The organism is Escherichia sp. E.sYA108 (genome assembly GCF_011754335.1).
GTDB classification, from domain to species: domain Bacteria; phylum Pseudomonadota; class Gammaproteobacteria; order Enterobacterales; family Enterobacteriaceae; genus Escherichia; species Escherichia coli.
Genome location: NZ_JAAQVZ010000001.1, coordinates 1,247,577 through 1,259,727, shown reverse-complemented (window position 1 = coordinate 1,259,727; position 12,151 = coordinate 1,247,577). Strand labels below are relative to the sequence as shown.

Annotated in this window: 15 protein-coding genes; 11 read left to right on the top strand and 4 right to left on the bottom strand. The window is 49.7% G+C overall.

All coding sequences use genetic code 11. The features are described 5' to 3' along the window. Positions 1-68 precede the first annotated feature (68 nt). Positions 69-227 (bottom strand): YqaE/Pmp3 family membrane protein, encoded by a 159-nt coding sequence (locus HBM92_RS06055; protein ID WP_000508177.1) that lies wholly within the window; start codon positions 225-227, stop codon positions 69-71. A 182-nt stretch (positions 228-409) separates the two neighbouring features. Here HBM92_RS06055 and HBM92_RS06050 point away from each other — a divergent pair, with 182 nt between their 5' ends. Together HBM92_RS06050 and ygaP are read left to right on the top strand one after the other, a co-directional pair. Continuing rightward, the gene (locus tag HBM92_RS06050; RefSeq protein ID WP_000137289.1) at positions 410-709 is read left to right on the top strand and encodes an ArsR/SmtB family transcription factor; all 300 of its coding nucleotides are present in this window, start codon (positions 410-412) and stop codon (positions 707-709) included. A gap of 9 nt (positions 710-718) precedes the next feature. After that, positions 719-1,243: a thiosulfate sulfurtransferase YgaP gene (ygaP, locus tag HBM92_RS06045; protein WP_001229462.1), complete on the top strand. Its 525-nt coding sequence runs from the start codon at positions 719-721 to the stop codon at positions 1,241-1,243. Between the two features lie 46 nt (positions 1,244-1,289). Here the strand turns inward: ygaP and stpA are convergent, their stop codons facing one another. Further along, positions 1,290-1,694 (bottom strand): DNA-binding protein StpA, encoded by a 405-nt coding sequence (stpA, locus tag HBM92_RS06040; RefSeq protein WP_000115381.1) that lies wholly within the window; start codon positions 1,692-1,694, stop codon positions 1,290-1,292. 666 nt (positions 1,695-2,360) lie between these two features. Between stpA and alaE the strand changes: the two genes are divergently transcribed. Continuing rightward, positions 2,361-2,810: an L-alanine exporter AlaE gene (gene alaE, locus HBM92_RS06035; protein WP_000492656.1), complete on the top strand. Its 450-nt coding sequence runs from the start codon at positions 2,361-2,363 to the stop codon at positions 2,808-2,810. A gap of 36 nt (positions 2,811-2,846) precedes the next feature. Here the strand turns inward: alaE and HBM92_RS06030 are convergent, their stop codons facing one another. Then, positions 2,847-3,191 carry a DUF2002 family protein gene (locus HBM92_RS06030; protein ID WP_000281320.1) on the bottom strand — a complete coding sequence of 115 codons (345 nt, stop codon included), beginning with the start codon at positions 3,189-3,191 and terminating at the stop codon, positions 2,847-2,849. A gap of 151 nt (positions 3,192-3,342) precedes the next feature. Between HBM92_RS06030 and HBM92_RS06025 the strand changes: the two genes are divergently transcribed. Next, positions 3,343-3,672, top strand: coding sequence for a DUF883 domain-containing protein (locus HBM92_RS06025; protein ID WP_001295174.1), 330 nt, complete (start codon positions 3,343-3,345; stop codon positions 3,670-3,672). A gap of 56 nt (positions 3,673-3,728) precedes the next feature. On the opposite strand, the gene HBM92_RS06020 is transcribed toward HBM92_RS06025, so the two are convergent. Then, complete coding sequence (locus tag HBM92_RS06020) at positions 3,729-5,063, bottom strand: PLP-dependent aminotransferase family protein (protein WP_001138438.1); 1,335 nt, start codon at positions 5,061-5,063, stop codon at positions 3,729-3,731. A gap of 87 nt (positions 5,064-5,150) precedes the next feature. On the opposite strand from HBM92_RS06020, the gene HBM92_RS06015 reads away from it, so the two are divergent. The 7 genes from HBM92_RS06015 (at position 5,151) to proW (ending at position 12,144) form a co-directional block, all read left to right on the top strand. After that, positions 5,151-5,582, top strand: coding sequence for a carboxymuconolactone decarboxylase family protein (locus tag HBM92_RS06015; protein WP_000209797.1), 432 nt, complete (start codon positions 5,151-5,153; stop codon positions 5,580-5,582). A gap of 207 nt (positions 5,583-5,789) precedes the next feature. Then, positions 5,790-6,035, top strand: coding sequence for a glutaredoxin-like protein NrdH (nrdH, locus tag HBM92_RS06010; protein ID WP_001223227.1), 246 nt, complete (start codon positions 5,790-5,792; stop codon positions 6,033-6,035). Then, positions 6,032-6,442: a class Ib ribonucleoside-diphosphate reductase assembly flavoprotein NrdI gene (nrdI, locus tag HBM92_RS06005; protein ID WP_000080947.1), complete on the top strand. Its 411-nt coding sequence runs from the start codon at positions 6,032-6,034 to the stop codon at positions 6,440-6,442. The genes nrdH and nrdI overlap by 4 nt, the downstream gene beginning before the upstream one ends. Next, positions 6,415-8,559, top strand: coding sequence for a class 1b ribonucleoside-diphosphate reductase subunit alpha (nrdE, locus tag HBM92_RS06000; RefSeq protein WP_000246575.1), 2,145 nt, complete (start codon positions 6,415-6,417; stop codon positions 8,557-8,559). Before nrdI ends, nrdE begins: the two co-directional genes overlap by 28 nt. Before the next feature lie 9 nt (positions 8,560-8,568). Continuing rightward, positions 8,569-9,528 carry a class 1b ribonucleoside-diphosphate reductase subunit beta gene (gene nrdF, locus HBM92_RS05995; RefSeq protein ID WP_000777928.1) on the top strand — a complete coding sequence of 320 codons (960 nt, stop codon included), beginning with the start codon at positions 8,569-8,571 and terminating at the stop codon, positions 9,526-9,528. A gap of 356 nt (positions 9,529-9,884) precedes the next feature. Next, positions 9,885-11,087 (top strand): glycine betaine/L-proline ABC transporter ATP-binding protein ProV, encoded by a 1,203-nt coding sequence (gene proV, locus HBM92_RS05990; protein WP_000985490.1) that lies wholly within the window; start codon positions 9,885-9,887, stop codon positions 11,085-11,087. Beyond that, positions 11,080-12,144: a glycine betaine/L-proline ABC transporter permease ProW gene (gene proW, locus HBM92_RS05985; RefSeq protein WP_000774965.1), complete on the top strand. Its 1,065-nt coding sequence runs from the start codon at positions 11,080-11,082 to the stop codon at positions 12,142-12,144. The genes proV and proW overlap by 8 nt, the downstream gene beginning before the upstream one ends. Positions 12,145-12,151: the final 7 nt, after the last annotated feature.

Below are 12,151 nucleotides of genomic sequence, written 5' to 3'. Positions count from 1 at the left end.
TAACGGAAACACTCAGAAAGTGTAGCAGAGGAACGCGGCGCGTTAACGCCGCGGGGATGAGCACAGGTTTAATCGCGGGTTTGCACCCAGAACGCGTGAATCAAACCGGGGATATACCCAAGCAGTGTCAGCAGAATATTAATAATGAACGCCCAACCGAACCCTTTACCGAGCAGCACGCCGAGCGGCGGCAGAATGATGGTGATGACGATTCTCCAGAAACCCATATGTACTCCCTATAAGAAAATTACTCATTGTTTAAAAAGAGATTTTATCTCTTAAGCGTAGTAATTTTAGCGGAGCCTGCCAGTTTCAGCGTACGCTTTTACTCTCATTTACGCTGCTGATGCTGGTATATGTTGCACACTTAGTTTAGAGTTTACTTAATTTAGATAATACTTAAATAACTATGACTGAACTCGCACAATTACAGGCCAGTGCCGAACAGGCAGCGGCCTTATTGAAATCAATGAGCCACCCTAAACGATTGCTGATTCTGTGTATGCTTAGCGGTTCCCCCGGCACCAGCGCGGGAGAGCTGACGCGCATTACCGGACTGAGTGCCTCTGCGACATCACAGCATCTCGCTCGTATGCGGGGCGAAGGGCTTATCGACAGCCAACGGGATGCCCAACGCATTCTATATTCCATTAAAAATGAGGCGGTAAATGCCATTATCGCCACCCTGAAAAATGTCTATTGTCTGTAAGGAGTCACTATGGCTTTGACAACCATTTCGCCGCATGATGCACAAGAATTAATCGCACGCGGCGCAAAGTTAATCGATATTCGTGATGCTGATGAATATCTTCGTGAACATATTCCTGAAGCAGATCTGGCTCCATTATCCGTACTGGAACAGTCAGGTCTTCCGCCTAAATTACGTCGCGAGCAAATTATATTCCACTGCCAGGCAGGTAAACGCACCAGTAATAACGCCGATAAATTAGCAGCGATTGCCGCCCCCGCAGAAATCTTTTTACTCGAAGATGGGATTGATGGCTGGAAAAAAGCAGGATTGCCAGTAGCGGTAAATAAATCCCAACCCTTGCCGTTAATGCGCCAGGTGCAGATCGCCGCGGGTGGTTTAATATTAATCGGCGTTGTACTGGGTTATACCGTAAATAGCGTTTTCTTCTTATTAAGCGGCTTTGTTGGTGCTGGGTTACTGTTTGCAGGAATTAGTGGTTTTTGTGGAATGGCAAGATTGTTAGATAAGATGCCGTGGAACCAACGAGCTTGAGAAGCGACGCCGGACGCGCCATAGCAGCGGCATCCGGCCTCAGTAATTAGATCAGGAAATCGTCGAGAGATTTACCTTCTGCCAGCGCCTGAGCGATTGGCTTCGGTGTACGGCCCTGACCGGTCCAGGTTTTAGTTTCACCGTTAACATCGATGAATTTATATTTCGCCGGACGCGGCTGGCGTTTTTTACCAGCGCGTGGTGCCGCAGCAGAGCTATTACCCAATAACTCTTCCGGGTTAATTCCGTCAGCTTTCATCAGCTCCAGCCAGGTGCTAATTTTTTCCTGGCGCTCTGCCAGTTCACGCTGCTGTTGTTCTTCTTCTTCACGTCTTTCTTTAGTGACAACCCTGAATTTTTCGAGCATTTCTTCAAGAACGTCAATGGAGAATTCGCGAGCCATCGCACGGAGGGTGCGAATGTTATTTAAACTTTGTAACATTACGGACATAATAAAGAAAACCTTTTAACCCAAAACAAAAAAGTATTTCGTCGCGTAGTGTAAGCGATCACTTATTATATTTCCACAAAATTTAATCTATTTACAGTCCTGCACGAGATTATTTCAGCTGTTATTTTCTGAAACTCTCAGAATAATTTCAAGATTATATATTAGCCATTTTGATGAGTAATTTCGGTTATTGGTGAACAGAGCGGCGCTCTCTGCTCGATAATTCCGCAAGCCTGACAAAACCAAAGTGAATAAAAATGCAACTCAACAGAATAAAAGAAAACATCACTCACTGGTGCTTTCTGCTGTCAATGTACATTATCTGGCATAAAAAATGCTGAAAATGACCCGGTCACTACATACACCGAATTCTCTACGCTTATAGCGTTACCTCCCCCCCAAACCTTCATGAGTGAAAATAAAGGTAAACACATATCCAATTGATTTAATTAAAAATAAATCATACCGGCATGTAAAAATCCACAATGTACAAAAAACGCGCCGTTACGGAATATTTTATCTACAAAAACAGATTAAATAAAAATTTTTCACTAATTGATTAGTCATAGCCAGCGATATACGCTATGCGAAAATGCAGATGGCAATGAGATCCGCTGCTTTCATCTCCATTAACATCCCATTACGCTTTTATTAAGGAGCATTAGCATGTTCTCACCGCAGTCACGCTTGCGTCATGCAGTTGCAGATACGTTCGCGATGGTTGTTTACTGTTCTGTCGTGAACATGTGTATTGAAGTTTTCCTCTCCGGAATGAGCTTCGAACAGTCTTTTTATTCCAGATTAGTAGCGATTCCGGTGAACATCTTAATTGCATGGCCATACGGTATGTACCGCGATCTGTTTATGCGCGCGGCACGCAAAGTTAGCCCGTCGGGCTGGATAAAAAATCTGGCGGATATCCTGGCTTATGTGACGTTCCAGTCACCGGTGTATGTGGCGATCTTGTTAGTGGTGGGCGCAGACTGGCATCAGATTATGGCGGCAGTCAGTTCAAACATCGTTGTTTCGATGTTGATGGGGGCGGTTTATGGCTACTTCCTCGATTATTGCCGCCGACTGTTTAAAGTCAGCCGTTACCAGCAGGTAAAAGCCTGACCCTTCTTTTCGCGACTGGCATCGCCAGTCGCGTCTTTAACTGGCTTCGCCAAATAAACCATTCAAATAACGTTCAAGCGCAACACGCGAACTAAAGCCATGCGGGATACCGTAATGCTCATGACGTTCACCCGCTAAATAGAGCGGAAATTGCTGGTAATGATCGCAAGTTTTAATATCGGAAGCGGGTTCAGCCAGTGTTGAACTACGTTCTTTTAATGTTGGATGAATCACCAGGGCGGTACGTCCCATTCGCGCTTCGCGATTAACATAGACATAATTTTCCCCACGGCGGTAACCATACGCTTTCTGGGTTACCACATCGACAGTAAAACCGACTTTTTCAAGTACGCGCGCCACCTCGTCTGGTCGTAAATACATATTTGATCCTCGTTATTATCAACCGCGGGCCTACCTTACCTGATTGCGCATTCACAACGCTTTCAGAAAAGTCCATAAAGCCGCGATGAACCTCAGTTAAGAAAATTATGGTCTACACTGAAAATTACATCGAATTCTAATGGGGGATCATATGTTTAACCGACCGAACCGCAACGACGTTGATGATGGCGTGCAGGATATCCAGAATGATGTCAATCAATTAGCTGACAGTCTCGAATCTGTATTGAAGTCCTGGGGCAGCGACGCCAAAGGGGAAGCCGAAGCCGCTCGTAGTAAAGCGCAGGCTCTACTGAAAGAAACCAGGGCGCGGATGCATGGTCGTACTCGCGTCCAGCAAGCCGCGCGCGATGCCGTTGGCTGCGCGGATTCTTTTGTTCGTGAAAGACCCTGGTGTAGTGTGGGTACAGCGGCAGCGGTGGGTATTTTTATCGGCGCACTGTTAAGCATGCGCAAATCGTAGTGCAAAAATGATAATAAATACGCGTCTTTGACCCCGAAGCCTGGCTTCGGGGTTTTTTAGCTTAAGGCTTTACGTAATTGTTGTGCTACCTGTCGCGCCATACCTTCGTTAACAATATTAGTAAACGAAAGCAGTAATCCACCTTCCCCACTTGAACGGATACGCCAGTCGCTAAGTGCCTGCACCGCAAGGCCTGCAGCATTGGCTTTACGCGCATGGGCAATATCATCGCCTATCATTCTGATCACCATCTGGATACCACCTTTCTGCGGCACAACCTGAAATCCTTGCTGCGTCAACGCTTGCTCAATCCATTGCCGACGTTGAGCATAATGCTGACGCATTTTCTTCAGATGCCGCCAGAAATGCCCCTCGCGAAGAAAGTCTGCCAGTGTGTTCTGCCATAGAACAGGTACCGCACATGGAGCCAGTGACGCCTGGTGGCGGAATTGTGCAATTTGCTTCACCGGCACCACCAGCCACGCACAGCGCAATGCAGGAAATAGCGCTTTGCTGAATGTTCCGGCATAAATTACCCGCTGCGGTGCGTCGAGACTTTTTAACGCCGGTAACGGCTTACCGTGATAGCGAAACTCACTGTCATAATCATCTTCAATAATCCATGCCTGACTACGATCTGCCCATTCCAGTATCTGATGCCTGCGCGCTAAAGAGAGCGCCACACCCAGCGGACTTTGGTGTGCTGGTGTTATCAGGGCAAAACGCGCATCAGGATAATTTTGTATTCCGCTTGTGATATCCAGTCCATTGTCATCAACCGGCACAGGCAAAATTTCCACATCATGGCGAGTGACAATCGGGCGAATCAGTGGAAAGCCGGGATCTTCTATCCACATCCCGTTTCCCGGTTTCGCCAGCGCGTGCAGAATTAAAGCTATTGAGGCCGCATAACCGTGAGTGATAAAGACCTGCTCTGGCTGACAATCAATCCCACGTGAAATGCGTAAGTAATCAACTATTGCCTCGCGCAACGCCACCTCACCGCAAACATCGCCTAACGCCAAATCAAAGCGCGTCTGGGTACGAAGGCGACGCCCCATCACCCGCGCCCACAGCTCTCGCGGAAAGAGATCGAGTGCGGGTAATCCCATTTGAAATGGCAACGGTTGCTGACTTTCACCGGCAAAATCTACAACTTGTACAGTAGATTGTTGCGGATATATCCGCTCACTGACAAATGTGCCAGCCTGTCCCCGCCTGATCAGCCATCCTTGCGCCACCAGCTCAGCATACGCATTTTCGACAGTGGATCGAGACACCCCCAGCTCCTGCGACCAGGTACGACTTGAAGGCAGCCTTGCGCCGGGTTTCAGTTCCCCTTGCTCAATAGCCGTTTTTAACTGACGGGCGATATCCTGATAGCGCGGCATATGGTCTGCTTTTTTAGGTAATTTATGGCTCTCTTTAGCAGTCCATTATAGTGCTACATTGCGGGCGTTAATAAGAGGAGAAACTGTATGACTACATTACGTCAGCCTTACTACGAACTTAGCCCGGCAGTGTATAACGCACTAGTGCAGGCCAAAACGGCACTGGAAAATAGCACGCTGGATACCACGTTGATGGAGTTAGTTTATTTGCGCGTCTCGCAAATCAACGGCTGCGCATTTTGTCTGGAGATGCACAGCAAAGCATTGCGCAAATCCGGCGTGCCACAGCACAAACTGGACGCCCTGGCAGGTTGGCGCGTAAGCCATCATTTTGATGAACGCGAGCGGGCGGCGCTGGCATGGGCGGAATCGGTAACCGAAATTGCCAGAACCCATGCGGAAGACGAGGTTTATCAGCCTTTGCTTGAGCATTTCAGCGCAGCAGAGATCAGCGACTTAACGTTTGCCATCGGGCTGATGAATTGTTTTAACCGTCTGGCCGTTTCCATGCGGATGTAACTTCTTGATGCCGGGTATTTGCCCGGCAAAAAACACAAAATCCCCTACCCCGTTGAGCCATTCATCGGTGGCGTAATCAATCTAAAATTCCCATATCTTGTGTGGTTGAATCTTTTTTCAACTACATCTAGTATCTCTGTATCAACAGAGATACAACCCGACGCGTATCATCGCGCCGTATCTTCATTTTAAACGGAAATACGAATCATGCGCATTACTATTTACACTCGTAACGATTGCGTTCAGTGCCACGCCACTAAACGGGCGATGGAAAACCGGGGCTTTGATTTTGAAATGATTAATGTCGATCGCGTTCCTGAAGCGGCAGAAGCGCTGCGTGCTCAGGGCTTTCGTCAGTTGCCGGTTGTGATTGCAGGCGATCTTAGCTGGTCTGGTTTCCGCCCGGACATGATCAATCGTCTGCATCCAGCGCCACACGCGGCCAGTGCATGAGCCAGCTCGTCTACTTTTCCAGCAGCTCCGAAAATACGCAGCGTTTTATCGAACGTTTAGGGCTGCCCGCGGTGCGCATCCCGCTCAATGAGCGGGAACGGATTCAGGTAGACGAGCCTTACATCCTGATCGTGCCCTCTTACGGCGGCGGCGGTACGGCTGGCGCGGTGCCACGACAGGTCATTCGCTTTTTAAACGACGAGCATAACCGGGCGTTGCTGCGCGGCGTTATTGCTTCGGGTAATCGCAACTTTGGTGAGGCATATGGCCGCGCCGGAGATGTGATTGCCCGGAAATGCGGCGTGCCGTGGCTGTACCGCTTTGAACTCATGGGTACGCAAAGCGATATCGAAAACGTTCGTAAAGGAGTAACCGAATTTTGGCAACGACAACCGCAGAACGCCTGACGCAGGAAACGATGGATTATCACGCTCTGAATGCGATGCTTAACCTTTACGATAGCGCAGGTCGCATTCAGTTCGATAAAGATCGCCAGGCAGTAGACGCCTTTATGACGACGCATGTGCGTCCGAACAGTGTGGCCTTCAGTAGCCAGCAGCAGCGCCTGAACTGGCTGGTTAACGAAGGTTACTATGATGAAAGCGTCCTTAATCGCTACTCTCGCGATTTTGTCATTACGCTGTTTGCCCACGCGCACGCCAGCGGTTTTCGTTTCCAGACATTCCTCGGAGCATGGAAGTTTTACACCAGCTATACGTTGAAGACATTCGACGGTAAGCGTTATCTGGAAGATTTTGCCGATCGCGTCACGATGGTGGCGCTGACGCTGGCACAAGGCGATGAAACACTGGCGACGCAGCTCACTGATGAGATGCTGTCAGGACGCTTTCAGCCAGCCACGCCAACATTCCTCAACTGCGGTAAGCAGCAGCGCGGCGAACTGGTTTCCTGTTTTCTGCTGCGTATTGAAGACAATATGGAGTCGATTGGCCGGGCAGTGAATTCCGCACTACAACTGTCGAAACGCGGCGGCGGCGTAGCATTTTTGCTGTCGAATCTGCGGGAAGCGGGCGCGCCAATTAAACGTATTGAAAATCAATCTTCTGGCGTGATTCCGGTGATGAAAATGCTGGAAGACGCATTTTCTTATGCCAACCAGCTCGGCGCGCGTCAGGGTGCTGGCGCAGTCTATTTACATGCCCATCATCCCGATATTCTGCGTTTTCTCGATACAAAGCGGGAAAATGCCGACGAGAAAATCCGCATTAAAACACTGTCGCTGGGCGTGGTGATCCCGGATATCACTTTCCATCTGGCAAAAGAGAATGCGCAGATGGCACTGTTTTCGCCTTATGACGTTGAGCGGGTTTATGGCAAGCCGTTTGCTGATATCGCCATCAGTGAACACTATGCCGAACTGGTTACCGATGAACGCATCCGCAAAAAATACATCAACGCCCGTGATTTCTTCCAGCGACTGGCAGAAATCCAGTTTGAGTCCGGCTATCCCTACATCATGTATGAAGACACGGTAAACCGTGCTAACCCTATCGCCGGGCGCATAAATATGAGCAATCTCTGCTCAGAAATTTTGCAGGTTAACAGCGCCTCAGAGTATGACGAGAATCTCGACTATGCCCGCACAGGCCATGATATTTCCTGCAATTTAGGTTCGTTGAATATTGCCCACACCATGGATTCCCCCGACTTTGCCCGCACGGTAGAGACTGCCGTGCGCGGTTTAACGGCGGTGTCAGATATGAGTCATATCCGCAGCGTGCCGTCCATCGAAGCCGGAAATGCCGCCTCACACGCCATCGGACTGGGGCAGATGAATTTACACGGCTATCTGGCGCGAGAAGGCATCGCTTATGGTTCGCCGGAAGCACTGGATTTCACCAATCTCTATTTCTATACCATCACCTGGCACGCACTGCGTACCTCGATGTTGCTGGCGCGCGAACGCGGTGAAACCTTCGCCGGGTTCAAACAGTCACGCTATGCCAGTGGTGAATATTTCAGCCAATATCTGCAAGGGAACTGGCAGCCGAAAACTGCGAAAGTTGGCGAACTGTTTACCCGTAGCGGTATTACGTTACCTACCCGTGAGATGTGGGCGCAGCTGCGCGACGACGTGATGCGCTACGGCATTTACAACCAGAATCTTCAGGCGGTGCCGCCAACCGGTTCTATCTCTTATATCAACTATGCTACGTCGAGTATTCATCCGATTGTGGCGAAAGTAGAGATACGCAAAGAGGGCAAAACAGGACGCGTTTACTACCCTGCCCCGTTTATGACTAACGAAAATCTGGCGCTGTATCAGGACGCTTACGAAATCGGCGCAGAAAAGATCATCGACACCTACGCGGAAGCGACTCGCCATGTCGATCAGGGGCTGTCGCTGACGCTGTTTTTCCCCGATACCGCCACCACTCGCGATATCAACAAAGCGCAGATTTACGCCTGGCGCAAGGGTATCAAAACGCTCTATTACATTCGCCTGCGTCAGATGGCGCTGGAAGGCACTGAAATTGAAGGCTGCGTCTCCTGTGCACTTTAAGGAATATCTATGAAACTCTCACGTATCAGCGCCATCAACTGGAACAAGATATCTGACGATAAAGATCTGGAGGTGTGGAATCGCCTGACCAGCAATTTCTGGCTACCAGAAAAGGTGCCACTGTCGAACGATATTCCTGCATGGCAGACATTAAGTGTCGTAGAACAACAACTAACAATGCGCGTTTTTACTGGCCTGACGCTGCTCGACACGCTGCAAAATGTTATCGGCGCGCCCTCGCTGATGCCCGATGCACTCACCCCCCATGAAGAGGCGATATTATCAAATATCAGCTTTATGGAAGCGGTTCATGCCCGCTCTTACAGTTCAATTTTCTCGACGCTGTGCCAGACCAAAGATGTCGATGCCGCCTACGCCTGGAGTGAAGAAAACGCGCCGTTGCAGCGAAAAGCACAGATTATTCAGCAACATTATCGCGGTGATGATCCGCTGAAAAAGAAAATCGCCAGTGTGTTTCTTGAATCTTTTTTGTTCTATTCCGGTTTCTGGCTGCCGATGTATTTTTCCAGCCGCGGAAAGCTAACCAATACCGCAGACCTGATCCGTCTGATTATCCGGGATGAAGCAGTCCACGGTTACTACATCGGCTATAAATATCAGAAAAACCTGGAAAAGATCTCCCAGGCACGACGTGAAGAATTGAAGAGTTTCGCCTTCGATTTGTTGCTGGAACTCTATGACAACGAGTTGCAATACACCGATGAGCTGTACGCCGAAACCCCGTGGGCTGACGATGTGACAGCGTTTCTCTGTTACAACGCCAATAAGGCGTTGATGAATCTGGGCTACGAACCACTATTTCCCGCAGGAATGGCGGAAGTGAATCCGGCAATCCTCGCCGCGCTTTCGCCGAATGCCGATGAAAATCACGATTTCTTTTCCGGTTCAGGCTCTTCATATGTGATGGGAAAAGCGGTCGAAACAGAAGATGAGGACTGGAATTTCTGAGGGTGTTATTTTTCAAAAATATCACTACCCGCAGCAGGGAAATAATTCCCGCCAAATAGCTTTTTATCACGCAAATATTTTGTGGTGATCTACACTGACACTCTGTTGCATTATTCGCCTGAAACCACAATATTCAGGCGTTTTTTCGCTATCTTTGACAAAAAATATCAACTTTTCTCGATTTGCTCTCAGCCCTTATATCATGGGAAATTCCGGCGATTTGCTCACATCAATATTCATGCCACATTTGCCATCAGGGGTTGCCTCAGATTCTCAGTATGTTAGGGTAGAAAAAAGTGACTATTTCCATTGGGTAATGTATCGACATAAACAAATAACAGGAATCTTTCTATTGCATGGCAATTAAATTAGAAATTAAAAATCTTTATAAAATATTTGGCGAGCATCCACAGCGAGCTTTCAAATATATCGAACAAGGACTTTCAAAAGAACAAATTCTGGAAAAAACCGGGCTATCGCTTGGCGTAAAAGACGCCAGTCTGGCCATTGAAGAAGGCGAGATATTTGTCATCATGGGATTATCCGGTTCGGGTAAATCCACAATGGTACGCCTTCTCAATCGCCTGATTGAACCCACCCGCGGGCAAGTGCTGATTGATGGTGTGGATATTGCAAAAATATCCGACGCCGAACTCCGTGAGGTGCGCAGAAAAAAGATTGCGATGGTCTTCCAGTCCTTTGCCTTAATGCCGCATATGACCGTGCTGGACAATACTGCGTTCGGTATGGAACTGGCCGGAATTAATGCCGAAGAACGCCGGGAAAAGGCCCTTGATGCACTGCGTCAGGTCGGGCTGGAAAATTATGCCCACAGCTACCCGGATGAACTCTCTGGCGGGATGCGTCAACGAGTGGGATTAGCCCGCGCGTTAGCGATTAATCCGGATATATTATTAATGGACGAAGCCTTCTCGGCGCTCGATCCATTAATTCGCACCGAGATGCAGGATGAGCTGGTAAAATTACAGGCGAAACATCAGCGCACCATTGTCTTTATTTCCCACGATCTCGATGAAGCTATGCGTATTGGTGACCGAATTGCCATTATGCAAAATGGTGAAGTGGTGCAGGTTGGTACACCGGATGAAATTCTTAATAATCCGGCGAATGATTATGTCCGAACCTTCTTCCGTGGCGTCGATATTAGCCAGGTGTTCAGTGCGAAAGATATTGCCCGTCGTACACCGAACGGCTTAATTCGTAAAACCCCCGGCTTCGGCCCGCGTTCGGCACTGAAATTATTGCAGGATGAAGATCGCGAATATGGCTACGTCATCGAACGCGGTAATAAGTTTGTCGGCGCTGTGTCTATCGATTCGCTTAAAGCCGCGTTAACGCAGCAGCAAGGTCTTGATGCGGCGCTGATTGATGCGCCGTTAGCGGTCGATGCACAAACGCCTCTTAGCGAGTTGCTCTCTCATGTCGGACAGGCACCCTGTGCGGTGCCCGTGGTCGACGAGGACCAACAGTATGTCGGCATCATTTCGAAAGGAATGCTGCTGCGCGCTTTAGATCGTGAGGGGGTAAATAATGGCTGATCAAAATAATCCGTGGGATACCACGCCAGCGGCGGACAGTGCTGCACAATCCGCAGACGCCTGGGGTACACCGGCGGCTGCACCAACCGACGGCGGTGGCGCTGACTGGCTGACCAGTACGCCTGCGCCAAACGTCGAGCATTTTAATATTCTCGATCCGTTCCATAAAACGCTGATCCCGCTCGACAGTTGGGTCACTGAAGGGATCGACTGGGTCGTTACCCATTTTCGTCCCGTCTTTCAGGGCGTGCGCGTTCCGGTTGATTACATCCTCAACGGTTTCCAGCAATTGCTGCTGGGTATGCCCGCGCCGGTGGCGATTATCGTTTTCGCTCTCATCGCCTGGCAGATTTCCGGGGTCGGAATGGGCGTGGCGACGCTGGTTTCGCTAATTGCCATCGGCGCAATCGGTGCCTGGTCACAGGCAATGGTTACCCTGGCGCTGGTGTTAACAGCCCTGCTGTTCTGTATCGTCATAGGTTTGCCGTTGGGGATCTGGCTGGCGAGAAGTCCGCGAGCGGCGAAAATTATTCGTCCACTGCTTGATGCCATGCAGACCACGCCCGCGTTTGTTTATCTGGTGCCAATCGTCATGCTGTTTGGTATCGGCAACGTGCCAGGCGTGGTGGTGACGATCATCTTTGCGCTGCCGCCGATTATCCGTCTGACGATTCTGGGAATTAACCAGGTTCCGGCGGATCTGATTGAAGCCTCGCGCTCATTCGGTGCCAGCCCGCGCCAGATGCTGTTCAAAGTTCAGTTACCGCTGGCGATGCCAACCATTATGGCGGGCGTTAACCAGACGCTGATGCTGGCCCTTTCTATGGTGGTCATCGCCTCGATGATTGCCGTCGGCGGGCTGGGTCAGATGGTACTTCGCGGTATCGGTCGTCTGGATATGGGGCTTGCCACCGTTGGCGGCGTCGGGATTGTGATCCTCGCCATTATCCTCGACCGCCTGACGCAGGCCGTTGGGCGCGACTCACGCAGTCGCGGCAATCGTCGCTGGTACACCACTGGCCCTGTCGGTCTGCTGACCCGCCCATTCATTAAGTAACTCTGCA